Origin of the sequence: Paractinoplanes rhizophilus (assembly GCF_042664765.1) — a bacterium.
GTDB classification, from domain to species: Bacteria; Actinomycetota; Actinomycetes; order Mycobacteriales; family Micromonosporaceae; genus Actinoplanes; species Actinoplanes rhizophilus.
In genome coordinates, this window is record NZ_JBHTBJ010000033.1 from 25,316 (window position 1) to 45,997 (window position 20,682).

The window sequence follows — 20,682 nt, forward strand, 5'->3', positions numbered from 1 at the left end:
GCTTCGCATTTGGCTGGCTGGCTGGCTGGCGGGCGGATCGGTGCCTGTCGGGTTGTTCACACCGACTCAGCCGCCCCAGCCTGGCGGCGTCGAGCTAGGCCGTCAGGCCGGCTCGGCCACGATGAGGCCGGAGGGCGGTGGCAGCTCGCGCAGGCCGGCGAATCGCCAACCTGTCGCGCTGAGCCAGTCGGCGACCTCGTCCACCTGGTACAGGTCGCCGCCGCCGATCATCAGGAACTCGCCGGCGCCGAACCGCGCCGACGGGTGCGGTGCCACGTCGGTGCGCCACCAGTCGACCAGCAGCAGGCGTCCGCCGGGGGCGATCGCCGCGCGTGCCCGGCGGAACAGCTCGGCGATCTGTTCGGGCGGAAACAGGTGCACCACGTTGGCGACCAGCACGGCGTCGTGCCCGCCGGGCAGCGGTCCGGCGAAGATGTCCTGCCCGACGGCGGTGAGGCGGCCGGCGAGCGGCCCGTCCGCCGCCTCCGCGGCGACCGCCGACGCCACCTCCGGCAGGTCGACCAGGGTCGCGCTGAGATCGGGGTACGCGGTGAGGATCGGCTTGACGAACGTGCCGTAGCCGCCGCCCACGTCGAGCAGCCGCCGGTGCGGGCCGAAGTCGTATCCGCGGGCCAGGTCGGCGGCGGTCTCGGCGGTGACCAGCGCGACGGCCGACTCGTACGCCTCGGTCTGCGTTTTGTCGAGCTGCGGCCGCAGGCCGCGCCGGGTGCGGTATGCCTCGCTGGCGTGTTGCCAGGTCGGGTAGCTCACCAGATCCCAGTAGCGGGCCAGCGGCCGCAGGTCGAACGGGCCCCGCCCGGCGAGGAACGCCTCGGCGTCGGGCGCGTTGCGGAATCGGCCGCCGTCGCGCACCAGCAGGCCCGCGTCGGCCAGCAGGTCGGCCATCGCGCGGGCGCTGCGCTCGGGAATGGAGCACCGCTCGGCCAGCTCGGCCGGGGTGCGGCCGTCGGGCGCGGCGGCCGCGAACAGTCCCACCTCGATGGCCGCGAACAGGGTCTTGGAGACCATGAAGCCGGCGGCCAGCTCGATGATGCGGGCGGGCGCCGGCGGCCCGGCCGCGGCGCCATCGGTCTGCTCGGTCGGCGTGAACATGCGCTGCGGCTCGTCGGACATGGCGTGGCCCCCTGTCACCCGTCGTCGAGTCCCATCCTAGGCCGGTCCTTTGTGGTCGCGTCACCCAGCGATTCGGCCGGGACGCGCTCGGCGACAGCGCGGGACTCGTCGTCGAAGAGGACAAGCCGGGCCGACTCGGCCGTGCCCCGGGTACCCACCCAGCGCGGCCAGCGCTTGCCGGGCGGCGGCGTCGCGCACCCAGCCATACACGCCGGACCAGATCAGCGGAACGCGACCGTACGCATGCCCAGCCCTTCGGCCACCGCGAGCAAGGCGGTGTAGCAGGCGCCGCCTGCCCTGATGGATCAGCATCGACGGCGATCTCCATGGCCATGCGCGACCGAACGGCGGCCGACACCAACTTGATCAAGTGCACGGATCTGCCGATGACAGAGCGTTCGGTGGCGTGCAGGCGAGCCCAGCGGACACCTTTTATAGGGTCTTATCCGAGTATCGAGATGACCACAGGAGCACTGCCATTGCTGCCAACCTTCGGTCGGCGGCCAGCGAGTGCCCCGGCCAAGGAACCTCTGGATAGCGCTCGATCGAGCAGCCCGAAGTGAGTCGCTCAATTAGACATTCCAAGAGTCAGCCAGTTGCTCGACCGCAAACTACGCTGGAAATGCTTGCAACACCTTCTACCAAACGAAACCGCCATTTTGAAAGAGCTCGCACCCGCCGAGAAAATCCTAGAACGGGCGATCGATCAGGCAAAGGGTCAACTGCCATCGAATCGACGGCGCTTCGGGTGCGTCGGGAGCCGGATACATGCGCCGGGTCACAAGTTCGCTGTCCAGCATGTAACACTCACCTGGGTCCGACGGCTCGGTCTTCAATGCCCAGATTCCCCCTCCCCTTGAGTCGACCGTGACCGGATGTGAAGTAAGGTAGTCCATGACTGTGACGCCGTCGGATTCCCTCGTATGAGGGTTGTGGTATATGCGTATCTGAACAGTTGAATTTGGCTTATAGCCGCCGACGGCCAGGCGAACCGTGCCGCCGGGCTTCATCCAAATGAATCCGCCTTCGTCGGCGAGCCCCTGATGATCGTTAACATATCCGATGAACTGCGGAGTCGGTGCGGGACGTACTTCAATGACTGTGCTGACCGTAAGGCCATTTTGAGTGGCTTCTATCAGATAACGTCCTGATGGATCGGAATGAATTCTCCTAAAGGGGAAAGCGTTGAGCGAGTCAAGCGTGGCAGGACTGAACGTTCTGGACTCGGTGTGCTTCCCCGACGGATCAAAGATGTTCACAACGACGTCCCCATCAGGAGCATAGCCATAGATACAGACGTCCAGCACATCAGGAGCCGCCATGAAGTCAAGATCGGGCCGGTTTCGTACAGCGACGGCGAAATTGGAGAGACCAAATCCGCACGCATCCCCGCCGCCCTGGAAGTACTCCAACTGGGCAGCGATGCCCGGTGGAACGGGATCAGCCCTGGAGAGGACGCCGACAGCCGGCACGTGAATGCTTGAGTAAGAAGGCTTGGGATCTACTCGACCGATCCCGGGCGTTGAGGTAAGCGGCGGGGATTGACCAGGAGTTCCTGGCTCTGTGCGAGGCGATCCCGACGCTGATCCCGGGCGAGGTACGGCCGTCCGAGTCGATTCCGGCGGCGTTGCGGTGGACGGCTCGGCCGACGGAGCAGATGACAATCCGCCACCAGTCGATCCATCCGTCGTGGGGCCGGAGGGCGCGGGCTGCCGACCTTTCGATGCAGACCCGCCGTCGGACTTCTCGCCGCTCACCGCATTCAGCAACAAGATCAACGATACTCCGACAACAGCAATTATGAATGTGAGCTTTCTTCGCGTACCCACGAGTCAACCTAGTCCACTGCTCTCGGTCATGGATGATCCATTGCTCCAGACCGCAATGATACGGCACAGCCGCATCTAGCTAGGCCGATGGCAAGGTCAGCCGCCGCGCGTATGCTGATGCGGTATCGCAAGGGAGGAGCCCCGCCTGAACGCCCGAGCCGCCGCTTCATCGGTTCACTGCAGCGCAGGACTGCACAGTACTCCGTTCACATTGAACGCTTAGCAGGTCCAACTTGGGGCCCGACTCGAACTGCCCTGTGGTAACGGAGAATCCCCCCAAGCTATCGAAATGCTCTCAGGGAGTGAAGAGCTTGGCCAACGAGTCGACGCCCGACGGGGCGGAGGAAGTGTCAGCCATCGGGGCGGGCGAAAGATTTTATGCATGGCGCGAGCGAAAACTGATTCGTTGGTCGATAATCATCTTTCTGGCCACCCTCGCATTGACGGCCTTGGGAACTGTGGCTGACTGGCAGGGCGCTAAGCCCGTGTTTCCTTGCTGGGCCAAGGGTGAGCAAAGAATAAGTGACCCGTACGGCATAGCGGTTGCTAACATTGCAATAAGTAATGGCGGCAAGGAAAAATTCTCAGACAGTCTAGAAGCGAGAGCCAGGGACATCAACGAGAGCCTGTTCAAGCAAATCTCCAGTGGCTTCGCAGGCGAGGAGGGTAAGGTTGGCGTTGGTCGAACCTGCAATCAAGACGTTCAATCGACGCGCGAGCGAGAAGCGTACCTGGCAAAAGTTCTGGACGAATTGAACGGTGACATCGTGGTGTCAATGACGCTGACCCCCACCGGCCACCACGTCAAGACCGATATTGAACTGGCTATCGGCTCGAATGGCGAATGGAACGAGGCGCAGGAACTAGCGGGGTACTACATGCTCGACGGCGTCACGATAGAGGACTCGCTCGAATTCAAGGCGAGCATCCTAAACGCATCCGTCACAGAGCTTCTTTCACCGTACATCGAACTTCTCCGGGCAATAGCCAGTTACGCAAGCTCGGAGTACAAGGCAGCGATTGAAGTACTCGACAAAGTACTCACCTCCTCGTCGGCGTCTAGCGACCTCAAGAAGCTGGCGTACGTACTAAAGGGAAATTCCCAAGGCCGCCTAGGTGGACCGGGATCAATAGACAAAGCTGCGTTGGCATTCAAGGCTGCGCTAGCCGTCGATAAGAGCTATGCCAGAGCAATGCTAGGACTTGCTGAAGTCGATTACCAGACGGGGCTGTCGTCAACTAGATCCGGAACCGTCAAGTGCGATGGTCAGCTTACGCCTCAAGCGCGTTCCCATTTGGATGCCGCCGTTCGTACATACGAACAGGTGTACTCCAATGCAGGCGGTTCGGGAGTGCCAGATGTCGATGTAAGGGCGAAGTACGGAATCGGCCGAACATATGCCTGCATGCTGCTACTGGGCGATAGCAGTAAGGAAGAGCCCGCGGTGAAGGCGCTCGAGTACGTCACCGGCAGGTTCGAGTCTGATGACACGAGGTCATGGCTTTGGACATCGGCGTCTGGCGCATATGGCGATCTTGGAATGATCTATTGCCGTCAAGGACGGCGGGAAGATGCGATCCGCAGCTACAAGAGAGCGTCTGACTTAGCTGTGGATGATGTCCGAAGGAAGAACTACGACTTTGCCTTGAGAACAATCGGCGCAGACTGGCAATCTTGCCTGTAATGACGTCTTCGATGCATTTAGTCGTCCGCGTCCCTGAGCGCACTCACATGCCGCCGACAGCGCGTTGGCGCGGGCCGCAGCCAGCAGGGCAGCGAACAGGGTCAAGATTGTGACGTTGGGACTGTCGGTTACTGTCCAGCGATCCACCGGCTGAGATCCGCCTCGTTGGGCCTGTGCCGTCAGCTCCGCCGTCAGGCACGAGGTCACGAGCACGACCAGGACGAACGGGATGGCCGTCAGCAGCAGATCCGACGGGTTCTCGAACAGGCCGCCGCCGATGCCCGCGGCGAGGAACGCGAACAACGCGGTTCTCAAGGCTCTTCCCCGCGCAGGGGTTCCCTCCGTGATCGACCGCAGCACCCCAGCCCTTAGTCCTTCACCTGCGCGTATTCTGGGATGGTCTCACCTGGTGCAAGGTCATCTGGCCGATTGACCCGCTCCGGGAGCGCGGATCTGCCGCCGAGCGGGCGCGCTGGCCGGCGCGGACTGGCCACCCGCGCCCTCGCCCCGGGCTAGCTGACCGTCGTTGCGATCGGGTAGCCGGTCGCGGCGATCTCCGTGCGGAGCGCGGCGAGGCTCGACGTCGGGTTCAGCGCCCGGACCACGTCGTCGGTGAGTGGCCGTAGCGCCGCGATGTGCGCCACAGCGTCCCGGTCGATCTCGGTCTCGTAGTAGTCACTGGCGAAGTCAACGTACTGGTCGACGATGTCGTCGCACAGGATGCTGAGCCGGTCGGTGCCGTCGGGGCTGATGTCGTAGGGGCCGCGGGACGGCGGGAACGTGATGCCGGCGCCGGCGTGCCAGCGGTCGTCGGTGGTCCGCCGCCACAGCACCGCTGTCGCGATCAGGTCGTCGCCGTCGCAGAACGCCGGCTCGGTGACATATTCGGCGAACTCCGGCGGCAACCCGTCGAGCAGTCCCGGCCACAGCGCCATATCGTCATTGGCGGCATAGGGCGACATCGCGGACTCGTGGTCGAACAGCCGGATGAACACGCCCGCCTCGCCGAAGACGATGGTGTACTCGTCGCCGCTGCCGTTGCTCAGCAGCGCTGCCTCGTCGTTACCCCAGGCGGTGTAGCTGTAGTACTCGTACCCGGTGCCCTGGATCAAGTCCAGGACGGCCAGGGCCCGGCACCGGTCGCGCAGCACCGGAATCGAGGGCAGTCGGCCGACGATGTCGTAGACGTTCACCCGATGACCTTACGAGCCCCGCCGTCACCCGCCCGCAGCACCCGCCGGACGTCTTGCGCAAGCCCCGGCCGCGACCCAGCGCACCGTGACGGACGCCCTGCGACAACGCCTGGCGCGCCGGCCGAGGCTACTTGATCGACTCGGCGCAGCGCTCCGGCCCAAGAGTCTCACTCACTTGGCGCCGATCGTACGTGCCAGCATTTGACGAATACGTCACGCGCCGTGCCAGACGGTGCCGCTTGCGCCGGGCGGAGAACCCGCGAGTTGATCAGAAGGCGTTACGCTCGCGACGAGCTCTGATCTGTCAGCGAGTTGGGAGACGTGCTTCTCGGCGCACGCAAGCCATCGACAAGCGATGATGTTGGGACGTCAGGTTCATCTGGGGGTTCGGCGGGAGCCGGGTCGCCGGCCGCCACGCGCCGGCCCGGAACCGCGGGGCCGGGTCGGCTGATCGGCCGGGGCATCGACGGCGCCGGGGCTGGAGAACGACACCGACGGGGCTGCCGGGCGGGAAGACTTCGGTGGCGGCCATTGTGACGCGGTGATCTGGGCGCCGGTTACCGGTGGGGTGGGCGAGATCTGGTCGAGCAAGCGCTGCGCCACGGCCGCGTCGATCTCGAGGTCAGCGCTGATGCGAACGTCGGCCGCGGTCGCCAGGTCCACGACGTCGTCGCTGGTGAACGTGTCGGCTCCGAGAGTGCTCAGCCGCCGCGCGAACTCCTGGGCATTGATCATTTGCAGCCTCATCGTCGGATTGGTGGAGTATCCACCGTAACCGGCGGCGTCGGTCGGCGGGTCGCGCGGCGCGGTGGAGATCCGGTCAGACGGTGAGGTGCATGCGCTCGCAGAGGCCTCGCAGGTCGGCGCCGGCCGCTCGGGAACGGGAGCGTTCCAGCAGCGTGCGGGCCGATTCCGCGGCCTGCGCCGAGGTGTGCACGTGCTGGGGCGCCAGGCGCTCCGCGGTGAGCAGGAAGCGGATCGCCTCCCGGTCCCGGCCGCCCAGCTGGGCCAGCGCCCGCGCCGTGTCGGCGTAGTAGTAGACCTGGCGCAGGCCGGCCGGGACGGCGGCGGGGGTGACGCGGCGGGCGACCTCGGCGGCCCGGGCCGGGTCGCCCTCGTTCACCTCGATGCTGATCCGCCAGAAGTCGACGTTGGTGGGGCCGAAGGACAGGCCCATGGTGGTGGTCTCGCCGGTGCGGCGGGCCAGCTCGCCGGCCTCGGTCAGCCAGCCGCGGCTGTCGTCCAGGCGGTCGCGGCCCTGGCTCGCGTACGCGCAGATCAGCTGCAGCGAGCCGAGCACCTCGGCGCCGCCGGGGCGGCTCAGGTGCGGGCGCAGGTCGTCGGCGGCCCGCTCGGCCAGGGTGAGGCCGCGCTGGTAGGAACCGCAGGCGTTGGCGGCGCCGGCGAGCGAATAAGCGGCGTAGCCCCGCAGCACCGGATCCCCGGTGGCGTCGGCCGCCTCCCGGCAGCGCTCGGCGCCGACCCACGCCTCGGCGGGGTGACCGAGCTGGCGCAGCACCGACGAGGCGATGAAGGCGGCGTCGCAGAGCAGGCGCAGAGCCGGGCCGCGGCCGGGGCCGGCCGTCTCGGCGTGCAGGTCGCGCAGCAGGCGGGGCAGCAGGCGGGTGACGGCGGCGTAGTCGCAGGCGTCCAGGCGCGCGCCGGCGAGCTCGAGTTGCGCGGCGAGCGACGGCAGCGGGGGCGCGCCGGTCGTGCCGGGTTCGGCCAGGTCGATGTCGACCAGGGCCCGGCGGATGCCGTGCACGCCGGCGAGGGCGGCGGCCGCGGCGCGGTCGGTGGCCGGGACCGGGATGCCGGCCAGGTCGGCGGGGGAGCACTCCAGCGCGGCGGCGATGTCCGCCAGCATGAACCGGTTGTCCGCCGCCTGCCGCCCCCGTTCGATCCGGCTCCAGGTGGCGTGCGAGATCCCGGCCCGGCTGGCGGCGTACCGCATGCTCCACCCGCGCAGCAGGCGGCGGGCCCGGATCCGCTCCCCGATGCTGGGATCCGGGGACGGTCGTGGAGTCATGCCGGGAAAGGTAACTCGCCGGGCGGCCCGCGGTGGTACATGCCGGTACCACCGCGGGCGTACGCGTCAGGCCTTGGTGATTTTGATGTTGTCGACGGCCGCTTCGATCAGCGAGGCCGTCCCGGCGTCGGCCGCGCCGACCTCGATGCGGATGGTCTGGCCGGCGTAGGCGGAGAGGTTCACCGACGCCGTCGACCAGGCGGCGCCCCGGTTGCTCGCCGCGGCGGCCTGGGTGAAGACGGTGGTCGCGGTGCTGCCCGAGACGACCCGGACGCGGAAGTAGTCGGCGCTGGTCGCGTTGTTCAGGTGCGCGAGGTACCAGCTGAAGCCGAGCGTCAGCGTGCCGGTGGGCAGGGTGATCGACGGTGAGAGCAGCGTGGTGAGGCCGCCGTCGACGTCGTAGGCGCCCGCGCTGGAGCCGGCCGCGGCGCCGGTGACCAGGTCATACGTTCCGCCCGCGGCGGTGCCGAGCTGGGTGGTGACGCCGGCCGAGGTGGTCGTCGCGGGATCGCCGCGCTCGAACTTGCCCAGCGTCGCCGTGTCCGCGGCGCCGGCGGTCCAGCCCTTGGCGGTCTCGAAATCATCGGACCAGACGGTGGTTCCGGTGGGCGGGGCGCCGCCGGCGGCGAGCGTCCACACCGCGTACGCGATGGCATCGCTGTTCCGGTCGAGCGCGGTGTCGCTGATGTTGGACGTGGTGTCGCAACTCGCGTGGTAGCACGGGTCGAAGGTGCTGGCCGTGCCGCCCCAGAGTTGCACCTGGGCGGCGGTCTTGCGGCCCTCGGCGCCGGTGAAGATGCCGCCCGCGGGGATGCCGGCGGCGATGAACGGGCCGTAGTCGCTGCGGCCGTCGAAGTCGGTGCCGCGGGTGGGCACGCCGATCGAGGCGAAGTAGTCGGCCAGGGTCTGCTCGATCTGGGCGGAGCCCGCGGGGCCGGGGCCGGCGCCGGTGCCGTCGGAGTTGTCCCCGTCGTACAGGAAATAGCCGGGGTTGGGGGAGCCGACCATGTCGAAGTTGAGGTAGCCGGTGATCGCGGCCTTCTGGGCCGAGGTCAGCGAGTTGACGTAGTAGGCCGAGCCGCGCAGGCCCAGCTCCTCGGCGCCCCACCAGGCGAAGCGCAGGTGCCGGCTGGGCTGGAAGCCGGTGCGGGCGACGGCGAGCGCCACCTCGAGGTCGGCGGCCGAGCCGGAGCCGTTGTCGTTGATGCCGGGGCCGGCCGTGACGCTGTCGAGGTGGGCGCCGATCATCAGGGTGTCGGCGGTGTCCCCGCCCGGCCAGTCGGCGATCAGGTTGTAGCCGGTGGCGCCGTTGTAGGTGAAGCTCTGCCGGGTGGTGCTGAACCCGGCCGCGTCGAGCAGGCCTTTCACGTACGTGACGGAGGCCAGGTGACCCGGCCGGCCGTGCGCGCGGTTGCCGCCGTTGGCCGTGGCGATGCTCTGCAGCTGGCTGAGGTGTGCCTTGACGTTGGCGAGCGGGATGTCCGGGGCCGCGGCCGCGGCGGCCGCCGGTGTCGGTACGGCGGCGATGCCGGTGACCAGCAGGGCCACCGCGATCAGGGGGGATGCGCGCACGAAGGTCCTCCGTGTGGCTCGGGCGGGGTAATGGATGCGCCGAGCATGGCATCGATGCTTGTCTAAGCACCCATCCCAGAGCACCCATACCGCCGGCGCGCTTGACAACGATGTCGGCGGGTTCGATTCTGGGAGCGCTCCCATATCGTCCCCCGTCGATTGGCATCTCCATGAGACCTCGCTCCTTGTGCCTGGCCGCGGCCGGTTTACTGGTCGCCGGCGGCACCCTGGCCGTGACGTTGTCCCCGGCGTCCGCGGCCACCACCGGCTGCTCGGTCGCCTACCAGGTCATCGGCTCCTGGCAGGGCGGCTTCCAGGGCGACATCGCGATCACCAACCTCGGCGACCCGGTCTCGTCCTGGTCGCTCGGCTTCGACTTCCCCACCACGACGCAGACGGTCATCCAGGGCTGGGGCGGCAGGTTCAGCCAGTCCGGCGCGCACGTGACGGTCGGCAACGAGAGCTGGAACGGGTCGCTCGGCACCGGCGCGACCGTGTCGGCCGGGTTCATCGGGTCCTGGTCGGGCAGCAACCCGGTGCCCACCTCGTTCACGCTGAACGGCGTGGCCTGCACCGGCGGCACCACGACGCCGCCGACGACCCCGCCCACGACCCCGCCGACCACGCCGCCCACGACACCGCCGACCACCCCACCGACTACGCCGCCCACCACACCTCCCACCACGCCGCCGGCCGGGGCCGCGCCGGCGCTCAAGGTCTCGGGCAACAAGCTGGTCGACAAGGCCGGCGGCGCCACCGTGAAGCTCTACGGGATCAACCGCTCGGGCGGCGAGTTCGCCTGCATCCAGGGCAACGGCTTCTGGGACGGCCCGATGGATCAGGCGTCGATCAACGCGATGCGGACGTGGAAGGTGCGCGCCGTCCGGGTGCCGCTCAACGAGGAGTGCTGGCTGGGCACCGCCGACGTCCCGGCGGCCTACGGCGGCGCCGCGTATCAGAACCAGGTCATGACGTACGTGAACCTGCTCGTCCAGAACGGGATCACACCGATCGTCGAGATGCACTGGAACTACGGTCTCTACACCGGCAACTCGGCGGGCTGCAGCGACGTCAAGGCGACGTGCCAGAAGCCGATGCCGGACGCGCAGTACGCGCCCTCGTTCTGGACCGGCGTGGCCACCGCGTTCAAGGGCAACGACGCGGTCATCCTCGACCTGTTCAACGAGCCGTACCCGGAGCGGGCCACCGGCGACGAGACCTCGGGCTGGAAGTGCTGGCGCGACGGCGGCACCTGCGCCGGCATCGGCTACCAGGTGGCCGGCTTCCAGTCGCTGGTCGACACCGTCCGGGCCACCGGCGCCACCAACGTCATCATGATCGGCGGGCTGGCGTACTCGAACAACCTGAGCCAGTGGCTGGCCTACCAGCCGGCCGACCCGCTGAACAACCTGTCGGCGTTCGCGCACATCTACAACTTCAACTCCTGCGCGAACACGTCCTGCTGGGACAGCCAGATCGGCAGCACCGCGCAGACCGTGCCGGTGACGCTCACCGAGATCGGCGAGAACGACTGCGCGCACGGCTTCGTCGACTCGCTGATGAACTGGGCCGACGCGCACGACATCGGCTACCTCGGCTGGACCTGGAACACCTGGGACTGCTCGAGCGGCCCGTCGCTGATCAGCAACTTCGACGGCACGGCCACCGCGTACGGCCAGGGTCTCAAGAACCGCCTCGCGACCGTCTCCCACTGAATTGTCCGGACACCCGGGTCTTCGGGCCCGGGTGTTCGGCCCATATCGACGCCGCGCTATTGACTCTCCCCGCGGAGGAGACTCCACTGTGTGACGGGAACGCAACCCGATCGGGGGTCGTCATGGTCAAGCGCCTCGCCGTCCTGCTGGCGGTCCTGCTCGGCCTGGTCGCCACGCCGGCCGCCGCGCTCGCGTCGCCGCGATGCCAGGTGCAGGGTCAGATCGTCCGGGCCGGCCACCTGCGCGTCCAGGTGCTGAGCCCGACGCTGCTGCGGCTGGAGTATTCGGCCGCCGACGCCTTCGAGGACCGGCCCACCTTCAACGCTGTCGACCGCTCCCCGGGCCACACCTGGTTCGTCGCCGGCACGACCGGCGGCGAGCTGCGGGTCCGGACCAGCGCGGTCACCCTGCACTACCGCCTCGGCAGCGGCCCGGTCACCGCGGCCAACACCACCCTCGACCTCACCGTCGCCGGCCGCCACGTCAGCGTGCACCCCGAGTTCGGCACGCCGGCCCGCGACGACGCGCTGGGCGGGTGGTATCGCGGGCTCGACTACTACGCCGGGCAGGCCGGCCCGGTCGACCAGCTCACCCTGCACCCCGGGATGCTGAACCGCTCGGGGTGGTACCTGCTCGACGACACCGCCACCGCCCTGCGCACCGGCGACGACTGGCTCACCCCGCGGCCCGCGCCCACCGGCGCCTACCAGGACGGCTATCTCTTCGGGTACGGCCACGACTACCGGCGGGGCCTCGCCGACCTGCGCGCGCTGACCGGCCCGTCGCTGCTCCCGCCGGAATGGGCCTTCGGCACCTGGTTCTCGAAGTACCAGGCGTACAGCACCGCCGACTACCGCACCCAGCTGCTGCCCGCCTTCAAGCAGCACGACGTGCCGCTCGACAACCTGGTCGTCGACACCGACTGGAAGGCGCCCAACCAGTGGGCCGGGTGGAACTGGAACCCGAGCCTGTTCCCCGACCCCGAGGCCTTCCTGGCCGAGCTGAAGCGGCAGGGCATCAACACCACGCTCAACGTGCACGCCGCGATCAGCGGCGACGATCCGCGCTTCGCCGCCGCCCAGGCCATCGCGAAGGACAAGCTGAAGCCGGCGACGGCCAGCTTCGCGCCGAACCCGTACCGGTTCGACTGGGGCGACGCCGACCAGGCCGCGGCGTACGCGGCGCTGCACGACCCGTTCGAGGCGCAGGGCGTGCAGCAGTGGTGGCTCGACTACTGCTGCGACGACAGCACGGTCAGCACCCCCGGCGTCACCGCCGACGCCTGGGTCAACGAGCTGTACAAGCGCGACGGCGACGCCCGCGGGCTGCGCGGCTTCTCGCTGGCCCGGATCGGCGCGTCGTACCCGGCGTACACGGTGCCGGGCGGCTCCGGCCCGTGGGGCGAGCACCGCAGCACCGTGCACTTCACCGGCGACACCCGGCCGGACTGGCCGTCGCTCGCCTTCGCGGCCATGATGACGCCCGCCGAGGGCAGCATCGGCATGTCCTACGTCAGCCACGACATCGGCAGCTTCGCCGGCAAGCACCTGCCCGACGACCTCTACCTGCGCTGGGTGCAGCTGGGCGCGTTCCAGCCGGTCCTGCGGCTGCACTCCGACCACGGCGACCGGCTGCCGTGGGAGTACTCCGACGCGGTGAGCGGGCCGGCCGCCGACTTCCTGCGGCTGCGCGAGTCCCTGGTGCCGTACCTCTACACCGCGGCCCGGCAGAGCTTCGACACCGGCCTGCCGATGGCCCGGGCGCTCTATCTGCAGTGGCCGGAGCTGAGCGAGGCCTATCAGCACGACACCCAATACCTGCTCGGCGACGACCTGCTCGTCGCCCCGGTCACCAAGCCGGGGCTGAGCACGACCACGCCGGTCTGGTTCCCGCCCGGCACGTGGACCGACTTCTTCACCGGCGCGACCTTCCGCGGGCCGGCCACCCGCACGGTGGGCGCGACGCCCGGCCACATGCCCGTCTACGTGCGGGCCGGCGGGATCGTCGCGCAGAGCACCGGTACGGCCAACGTCGCCGGCCAGCCGAAGAACCGGCTCACCCTCACGGCCTACCCGCACGGCGACGGCGCCACCAGCGTGTACCGCGACGCCGGCGACGGCCTCGGCTACCGGTCCGGCCAGTACCAGCGGATCCCGGTCCGTTACGACGAGGGCCGCACGTCCGCGCTGACCGTCGGCCCGGTCGCCGGCAGCTACCCGGGCGCGCCGGCCGCCCGCTCGTACACGGTCAACTTCGCCGGCGTCTCGCGCCCGCACACGGTCACGGTCGGCGGCCGGACGGCTGCCTTCTCCTACGACGCGGCCAGGCGCCTGCTGACGGTGGCCGTCCCGCCGACCTCGAACGGCCGCGCGGTCACCGTCCGGCACGACGGCAAGCCGCTCACGGTGGCCCCGCCGCCCGCCGTCGACGTCTCGTTCGAGGCGCCCGACGGCCTGCAGTCCGGCGCCACCAGCCGGCTGGTCACGACCGTCCGCAACGCCGGGCCGGGCACGATCCGCAACGTGGCGGCGAGCGTCGCGGCCCCGGACGGCTGGGTGGTCGAGCCGCGCGGCGCCACCACCCGCTCGTCGCTGGCGGCCGGCGCCACCTTCACGGTCACGTACGACGTCACCCCCACCGGCGACTCACCCCGCACGGCGAATGTGATCGCGCGGGTCGCGTACCGGAACCCGGACGGCACCGCGACCAGCGCGCCCGCCTCGCTCACCGTGCCCATCCGGCCGGTCGCGGTGACCTTCCGGGTGCTCGCGCCGCCCGGCACGCCGCCGGACGCGACGCTGTTCCTGCCCGGCAACATCGACCTGCTCGGCCCGTGGGATCCCGGCAAGCAGGCGATGACCTACCGCGGCGACGGCATCTGGGAGACCACGATCACCGTCCTGGACGGCACCGACATCCAGTACAAGTACACCCGCGGCACTTGGGAGACGGTGGAGGACTGGGGCTCGATCGTCGGCACCACCAACCGCGACGTGGTCGTCGACGGCGGCATCACGCGAACCATGCTGGTCGACGACACCTCCACCCAGTGGGGCGTGCCCGGCGTGCCCGACAACCACCTGGCCATCCAGTATTGGCGCGACCCGCTGGTCGTCTCCACGAGCACCGCCGCCGACGCGGTTACCGTCCGCTTCCAGCGCGACGTCCAGCCCACCGGCGCCGACTTCGGCGACTCCGTCGTGGTGAGCGGCGTCTTCGGCGAGGTGGCCGGCTCGGTCGCCGAGACCAGCCCCGGCGTGCTGGTGTGGACCCCGACCGAGGCGCTGTCGCCGGGCACCTACAACGGCGTGGTGCGCAACGTCAGCAGCACCGGGGCGGGGGGTGTGCCGATCCGGGAGCCGTACGCGTTCACCTTCACCGTGCCGTAGCACCCGGCGGTGGTCCACCGTGGACGCCGTCGCCTATCGTCTGATCGGTGGGTGTTGATCTGTTCGCCAAGGCCGGGTTGCACCAGGCCGAGGCGGTGCTGCGGGCGCACGGCGTGGACGCGTTCTTCCGGGCGGCGGCCGAGCGCACCGGGGACTCGCACGTCGTCATCGACGGGCGCAAGGTGTTGATGGCCGGCTCGCACGACTATCTCGGGCTGTCCACCCATCCGCGGGTGGTCGAGGCCGCCGTCCAGGCGGTCCGCCGGTGGGGCACCACGGTGAGCGGCTCGCGGCCGCTCAGCGGATCGCTCGTGCTGCACGCCGAGCTCGAGGAACGCCTCGCGGCTTTCCTCGGCCAGGAGGCCGCCACCCTGACCAATTCCGGCTTCCAGGCCAACCTGGCGCTGTCGGCGCTGATCGGCCGGGACGACCTGGTCTTCGCCGACGCCCGCAACCACGCCTCGCTGGTCGACGCGGCCCGGCTGGGCTGGGGCCGGGTCCGCCGCTACCGCGACCTCGGCCAGCTGCGCGCGCAGCTGGCCGCCGCGCCCGCCGGGACCGGGCGGCTGATCCTCACCGACGGCGTCTTCTCGATGGACGGCGACGCCGCCGACCTGCACGGGCTGCGTGCGCTGGCCGACGAGCACGGCGGGACGCTGGTCGTCGACGCCGCGCACGACCTGGGCGTGCTGGGGGAGCGGGGACGCGGGCTGGTCGAGCACTGCGGGCTCGACGACCGGGTCGATCTGATCTCGGTGACGCTGTCGAAGTCGCTGGCGTCGATCGGGGGCGCCCTGGCCGGCCCGGCGGCGAACGTGAACTACCTGCGGGCCAACGCCCGGCCGATCCTGTACTCGGTCGCGGTCCCGCCGGCCAGTGCGGCCGCCGCGCTGGCCGCGCTCGAGGTCGTCGAGGCCGAGCCGGAACGCCGCCGGCGGCTGTGGGAGCTCGCCGAGGGACTGCACAACGGGCTGCGCGGGCTGGGCTTCGACACGCGACCGTCGACCACCCCGATCGTGCCGGTGCGGTTTGCCGACATGGCGGCGGCCGGGGCGTTCTGGGCGGCGCTGTTCGAGGCCGGCGTTTTCACCAACCTGGTCGGCCCGCCCGCCGCCGGCACCGCCATGCTGCGCCTGACGCTCACCGCCAACCACGACGAGACTCACCTGGCCACCGTGCTCGAGGCCTGCGATCGGGCGGCCCGGCGGCTCGGGGTGCCACGGGTGCCGGATATTCCGGAGGTGGCGCTCACCCGCTGAGAGGTAACATGGCCGCGCAGGGCGTTGATGGGGACGAGTACCGCCGCACGCAGCCGATAGAGACCCGGGGACGGTGGAAGCCCGGGGGCGTGCGCGACGGGAAGATCACCCCGGAGCCGCCGGAGGAAAGGCTCCCGAGCCGAGTAGAACCGGCCGCACCCACCAAGAGTGGGCCGCTTCAGGCAGGCGGCCAAGGAGGGTGGTACCGCGGGGCCGAGGCCTCGTCCCTCCGTTGGCGACAACCGACGGAGGAAACGCGATGTACCGCCCCGTGCCGGCCCAGGTCGATCTGCCCGCGCTCGACCACGAGATCCTCGGCTTCTGGCGCCGCGAGAACGTCTTCGAGCGCAGCCTCGAACAGTCCCGCGGCCGCCCGGAGTGGGTGTTCTACGAGGGCCCGCCGACCGCGAACGGCATGCCCGGCGCGCACCACATCGAGGCGCGCGTCTTCAAGGACGTGTTCCCGCGCTACCGCACGATGAAGGGCTTCCACGTCGAGCGCAAGGCCGGCTGGGACTGTCACGGCCTGCCGGTCGAGCTGGCGGTGGAGAAGGAGCTGGGCTTCACCGGCAAGAAGGACATCGAGGCGTACGGGATCGCCGCGTTCAACGAGCGCTGCCGCGAGTCCGTCACCCGGCACACCGACGCGTTCGCCGAGCTCACCGAGCGGATGGGCTACTGGGTCGACCTCGGCGACGCGTACTGGACGATGGACCCGGAGTACATCGACTCGGTGTGGTGGTCGCTCAAGCAGATCTTCGACAAGGGGCTGCTGGTCGAGGACTTCCGGGTCGCGCCCTGGTGCCCGCGCGACCAGACCACGCTCTCGGACCACGAGCTGGCCCAGGGCTATGAGACCGACGTCGACCCCGCGGTCTACGTCCGCTTCCCGATCACGTCGGGGCCGCTGGCGGGCCGGGCCAGCCTGCTGGTCTGGACCACCACGCCGTGGACGCTGGTCTCCAACACCGCCGTGGCCGTGCACCCCGACGTGACCTATGTCGTCGCCACCGACGGCACGGAGCAGATCGTCGTGGCCGAGCCCCTGGTGCCGGCCGGCTGGGACAAGACGGGCGAGGAATTTCGAGGCCGCGAGATGGAGCGCTGGACCTACCAGCCCCCGCTCGACCTGGTCGACGTGCCGGGCGCGCATTTCGTCATCCTCGCCACCTACGTCACCACCGACAGCGGCACCGGCCTGGTCCACCAGTCACCGGCGTTCGGCGCCGACGATCTGATCAATTGCCGCGCGTACGGGCTGCCGATGGTGAACCCGGTGCGGCGCGACGGCACGTTCGAGCCCGAGGTGCCGCTGGTGGGCGGCCTGTTCTTCCGGGCGGCGAACGACCCGATCGTGGCCGACCTGCGCGAGCGCGGGCTGCTGTTCAAACATGAGCCGTACGAGCACCAGTACCCGCACTGCTGGCGCTGCCACACCGCGCTGATCTACTACGCGATGCCGTCCTGGTACATCCGGACCACGGCCGTGCGCGATGCCCTGCTGCGGGAGAACGAGAAGACCACCTGGCAGCCGGAGACGGTGAAGCACGGCCGCTACGGCGACTGGCTCACCAACAACGTCGACTGGGCCCTGTCGCGCAACCGCTACTGGGGCACGCCGCTGCCGATCTGGCGCTGCGCCGAGGGCCACCTCACCTGCGTCGGCTCCCGCGACGAGCTGACCCGCCTGGCCGATCGCGACCTGTCCGGGCTGGATCCGCACCGGCCGTTCATCGACGAGGTCACCTTCACCTGCCCGGAGTGCCCCAACCCGGCGACGCGCGTGGCGGAGGTGATCGACGCGTGGTACGACTCCGGCTCGATGCCGTTCGCGCAGTTCGGTTACCCGTACGCGAACAAGGATCTTTTCGAGAAGCGCTTCCCGGCGCAATTCATCTCGGAGGCCATCGACCAGACCCGCGGCTGGTTCTACACGCTGATGGCGGTGAGCACGCTCGTCTTCGACCGCTCCTCCTACGAGACCGTCGTCTGCCTCGGCCACATCCTGGCCGAGGACGGCCGCAAGATGTCCAAGCACCTCGGCAACATCCTGGAGCCGATCCCGCTGATGGACACGCACGGCGCCGACGCGGTCCGCTGGTTCATGGCCGCGGTCGGCTCGCCCTGGTCGGCGCGGCGGGTCGGGCACAACCTGATCCAGGAAGTGGTCCGCAAGACCCTGCTGACCTACTGGAACACGGTCGCCTTCCAGGCCCTCTACGGCCGCACCGCCGGGTGGCAGCCGTCGCCGGCCGACCCGGCGCCGGGGGATCGGCCGGTCCTCGACCGCTGGCTGCTCTCCGAGCTGGCCGCCCTGACCGACCGGGTCGACGACGCCTATCAGCGCTTCGACACCCAGGAGGCCGGCCGCCTGCTCGGCGCGTTCGTCGACGACCTGTCCAACTGGTACGTCCGCCGCAGCCGCCGCCGCTTCTGGCGCGGCGACCCGGCCGCGCTCGCCACCCTGCACGAGGCGCTGCGCACCGTCACGCTGCTGATGGCGCCGCTGACCCCGTTCATCACCGAGCGTGTCTGGCAGGATCTGGTCCGGCCGGTGGAGAACGACGCCCCGTCGTCGGTGCATCTGACCGCTTTTCCGGGATCGGATGCATCGCGCCGCGATGACGGCCTCTCGGCTCAGATGGCCGTCGCGCGAAGGCTGGTCGAGCTGGGCCGGGCCGCCCGCGCCGAATCCGGCCTGAAGGTCCGCCAGCCGCTGTCCCGGGCTCTGGCGTCGAGCGCCGACCTGCCGGAGGACCTGCTCGCCGAGATCGCCGCCGAGCTCAACGTCGGCGCCGTCGCCCCGCTCACCGGATCCTTCGTCGATGCCACGGCAAAGGCCAATTTCCGTACGCTCGGCAAGCGTTACGGGAAGCTCGTGCAGGACATCGCCCGCGCGATCGCCGCGTCGGACGCCGCGGTGCTGGCCGCCGATCTGCGGTCCACCGGTACGACATCGGTCACGGTCAACGGCGAGACCGTCACGCTCGGCCCCGACGAGGTGATCATCAGCGAGACGCCGCGGGCCGGCTGGGCCGTCGTGTCCGATGCCGGCGCCACCGTGGCGCTCGACCTTTCGCTGACGCCCGAGCTGCTCCGGGCCGGCCGGGCCCGGGAGGCGATCCGCCAGATCCAGGAGGCCCGCAAGGCCGGCGGCCTCGACGTCGCCGATCGCATCGCGCTGGGCTACGCGACCGGCGACGAGGAGACCGCCCTGGCCCTGACCGAGCACGCCGGCCTGGTGGCAGACGAGGTTCTCGCCGTGTCGTTCGCCCCCGGGACGCCCGCTCCGGACGCCCAGGTCTTCACCGACGAGTCACTCGGCCTGCGGTTCTGGCTGGCCCCGGCGACGAACGATCAGATCGCCGGATCGTCCCAGAACACGTAGACCGCGCCGTAGGGAACCTGCACCGTCTGCCCGGCGGTGCAGGACCCGGCCGGCGCCACCCCGCCCGAGGTGTAGAGCCGGTTGATCCAGTCGGCCTTGCTCAGGATGCCCTTGCCGGTGTGGCTGTTCACCTTCAGCAGCAGCTCCGGGATGGTCCCCGCGCGCGGCGAGGACTGGTCCTTGACCGCGGTGACCAGCGAGCCGTCCCGCAGCGACTGCCAGCTCGGCCCGGCGAAGTGGTGGATCCGCCCACCGGTGCCGATCAACTGCGCCTCCGGCACCGACGCCCCCGTGTAGGCGCCCGTCGTCGTCCCGTCCGCGACCACGCAGGTGTAGTTCTGCGTTCCCTTGGTCACCACGAACGCGCCCACCGGGCGCGACCCGGCCGGTGGCTTGATGATCGTGGGAATGGCCGGGATCGCGACGGAACGCGCGTCCGGCGCCGTCGTGGCCGCGCTGGCGTCATAGGTCACCGCACCGATGGCGGCGACGGCGACGGCCAGGCCGGCCACGGACAGCGCGCGCACGCGCGACCGAGTCGTGCTCAACAATGTGTCCCCCCAGGGTTGGATGGCGGGTTCCGATGACCCGCCGCCGGGTGACACGGGGGAGCGTCATCCATCGATCGAGATCAACCCCACTATGGCCCGTTCGTACCATGTGGACAGTCCGATCATCCTAGTAATGATGCGGTTACTCTCGCCGATCGATCGCGGGTGCCGGGCGCATCTTTTCCAGCTGGGGCACGTCCTCGGGCGGCGTGGCGAGCACCAGGCGGGCCAGCACGGTGGCCTGGGCGACCGGATCCGCCGCGGCGGCCGGGGCCAGGCGGCGCAGCTGCATGACCAGCCGTGGTCCCGGGCCGGAGGCGACCACGACCGCGGCCGAGAGCCGTGCGGCGATCAGGGCGCGCAGGCGCGGGTCGGTGGCGCGGTCGCGCAGGAGGGTGATTGTTGACTCGTACGGGTCGGGCGGGGCCGGCCACCAATGCTCGACGAGCTCGGTGACGTGCGCCCGCACGGTGGGATCGGGCTGGACGCGGGCCGCGGCCTCGGCGGCGTCCAGGGCTATCCGGATCGACTCGGTGTCGCACGGCGCGACGATCGACACGGCCTCGGCCAGGGTGAGACCCGCGGTCGCGGCGTGGCCGAGCGGGCGGGCCAAAGCCGTCGCGACCAGCTCGGCCGCGACCGGGACGCCGCCGGGCAGGCGGGTGTACGCCTCGGCGAGCGCGGCCAGGTGACGCTGCTCCGACCCGTACGCGTCGGCATTTGCCTTTTTTGCGGCCTTGTGAAACGCCCGGGTCCGGCGGCGTTCCAGCTCGTGGCCGGCGGCCGGATCGCCCGCCATGTGGACGCGGGCCAGCAGCGCGACCTCGAGACCGTCACGGAGGTCCACCCGGGTGAGCAGCGCCGTCATGCTGCTGACCAGGTCCGCGAGGGCAGGCGTCGCCGGTGCCGGGTCCATGTCGATCCATGATAGTTACTCT

13 protein-coding genes are annotated in these 20,682 nt (G+C 69.8%); 5 read left to right on the forward strand and 8 right to left on the reverse strand.

The features are described from left to right. Positions 1–102: 102 nt before the first annotated feature. Together ACFQS1_RS31145 and ACFQS1_RS31150 are read right to left on the reverse strand one after the other, a co-directional pair. A complete protein-coding gene (locus tag ACFQS1_RS31145; protein ID WP_378975320.1) occupies positions 103–1,134 on the reverse strand; it encodes a methyltransferase in 1,032 nt (343 codons plus the stop codon). A 689-nt stretch (positions 1,135–1,823) separates the two neighbouring features. Beyond that, a complete protein-coding gene (locus ACFQS1_RS31150) occupies positions 1,824–2,606 on the reverse strand; it encodes a hypothetical protein (RefSeq protein WP_378975322.1) in 783 nt (260 codons plus the stop codon). 668 nt (positions 2,607–3,274) lie between these two features. Here ACFQS1_RS31150 and ACFQS1_RS31155 point away from each other — a divergent pair. Then, on the forward strand, positions 3,275–4,648 hold the full coding sequence (locus ACFQS1_RS31155; RefSeq protein WP_378975324.1) for a tetratricopeptide repeat protein: 1,374 nt from the start codon (positions 3,275–3,277) through the stop codon (positions 4,646–4,648). 512 nt (positions 4,649–5,160) lie between these two features. Here ACFQS1_RS31155 and ACFQS1_RS31160 read toward each other — a convergent pair. The 4 genes from ACFQS1_RS31160 to ACFQS1_RS31175 form a co-directional block, all read right to left on the reverse strand. Next, positions 5,161–5,841 carry a hypothetical protein gene (locus ACFQS1_RS31160; protein ID WP_378975326.1) on the reverse strand — a complete coding sequence of 227 codons (681 nt, stop codon included), beginning with the start codon at positions 5,839–5,841 and terminating at the stop codon, positions 5,161–5,163. Between the two features lie 375 nt (positions 5,842–6,216). Continuing rightward, entirely contained in the window at positions 6,217–6,576 is a 360-nt protein-coding gene (locus tag ACFQS1_RS31165) for a hypothetical protein (RefSeq protein ID WP_378975328.1), read from the reverse strand. 85 nt (positions 6,577–6,661) lie between these two features. Then, the gene (locus ACFQS1_RS31170; RefSeq protein ID WP_378975330.1) at positions 6,662–7,870 is read right to left on the reverse strand and encodes a helix-turn-helix domain-containing protein; all 1,209 of its coding nucleotides are present in this window, start codon (positions 7,868–7,870) and stop codon (positions 6,662–6,664) included. Positions 7,871–7,936: 66 nt separating this feature from the next. Next, on the reverse strand, positions 7,937–9,442 hold the full coding sequence (locus ACFQS1_RS31175) for a M20/M25/M40 family metallo-hydrolase (RefSeq protein WP_378975332.1): 1,506 nt from the start codon (positions 9,440–9,442) through the stop codon (positions 7,937–7,939). A 170-nt stretch (positions 9,443–9,612) separates the two neighbouring features. Here ACFQS1_RS31175 and ACFQS1_RS31180 point away from each other — a divergent pair, with 170 nt between their 5' ends. The 4 genes from ACFQS1_RS31180 to ileS all read left to right on the forward strand — a co-directional run bounded on the left by ACFQS1_RS31180 (position 9,613) and on the right by ileS (position 19,193). After that, positions 9,613–11,157, forward strand: a complete 1,545-nt coding sequence (locus ACFQS1_RS31180; RefSeq protein WP_378975334.1) for a cellulase family glycosylhydrolase — start codon at positions 9,613–9,615, stop codon at positions 11,155–11,157. A 122-nt stretch (positions 11,158–11,279) separates the two neighbouring features. After that, complete coding sequence (locus tag ACFQS1_RS31185; protein ID WP_378975336.1) at positions 11,280–14,546, forward strand: TIM-barrel domain-containing protein; 3,267 nt, start codon at positions 11,280–11,282, stop codon at positions 14,544–14,546. Between the two features lie 47 nt (positions 14,547–14,593). Then, positions 14,594–15,805 (forward strand): aminotransferase class I/II-fold pyridoxal phosphate-dependent enzyme, encoded by a 1,212-nt coding sequence (locus ACFQS1_RS31190; protein ID WP_378975338.1) that lies wholly within the window; start codon positions 14,594–14,596, stop codon positions 15,803–15,805. 259 nt (positions 15,806–16,064) lie between these two features. Next, positions 16,065–19,193: an isoleucine--tRNA ligase gene (gene ileS / locus ACFQS1_RS31195; protein ID WP_378975340.1), complete on the forward strand. Its 3,129-nt coding sequence runs from the start codon at positions 16,065–16,067 to the stop codon at positions 19,191–19,193. On the opposite strand, the gene ACFQS1_RS31200 is transcribed toward ileS, so the two are convergent. Both ACFQS1_RS31200 and ACFQS1_RS31205 read right to left on the reverse strand, forming a co-directional pair. Then, positions 19,163–19,741: a DUF3455 domain-containing protein gene (locus tag ACFQS1_RS31200; RefSeq protein WP_378975342.1), complete on the reverse strand. Its 579-nt coding sequence runs from the start codon at positions 19,739–19,741 to the stop codon at positions 19,163–19,165. The two genes, ileS and ACFQS1_RS31200, sit on opposite strands and share 31 nt — an antisense overlap. Positions 19,742–19,886: 145 nt before the next feature. Continuing rightward, positions 19,887–20,660 carry a hypothetical protein gene (locus ACFQS1_RS31205; protein WP_378975344.1) on the reverse strand — a complete coding sequence of 258 codons (774 nt, stop codon included), beginning with the start codon at positions 20,658–20,660 and terminating at the stop codon, positions 19,887–19,889. Positions 20,661–20,682: the final 22 nt, after the last annotated feature.

Bases quoted from the DNA above. Each gene is read 5' to 3' on its own strand.
- ACFQS1_RS31145 (WP_378975320.1), bottom strand. From the start codon at position 1,134: ATGTCCGACGAGCCGCAGCGCATGTTCACGCCGACCGAGCAGACCGAT.
- ACFQS1_RS31165 (WP_378975328.1), bottom strand. From the start codon at position 6,576: ATGATCAATGCCCAGGAGTTCGCGCGGCGGCTGAGCACTCTCGGAGCC.
- ACFQS1_RS31170 (WP_378975330.1), bottom strand. From the start codon at position 7,870: ATGACTCCACGACCGTCCCCGGATCCCAGCATCGGGGAGCGGATCCGG.
- ACFQS1_RS31180 (WP_378975334.1), top strand. From the start codon at position 9,613: ATGAGACCTCGCTCCTTGTGCCTGGCCGCGGCCGGTTTACTGGTCGCC.
- ACFQS1_RS31185 (WP_378975336.1), top strand. From the start codon at position 11,280: ATGGTCAAGCGCCTCGCCGTCCTGCTGGCGGTCCTGCTCGGCCTGGTC.
- ileS (WP_378975340.1), top strand. From the start codon at position 16,065: ATGTACCGCCCCGTGCCGGCCCAGGTCGATCTGCCCGCGCTCGACCAC.
- ACFQS1_RS31205 (WP_378975344.1), bottom strand. From the start codon at position 20,660: ATGGACCCGGCACCGGCGACGCCTGCCCTCGCGGACCTGGTCAGCAGC.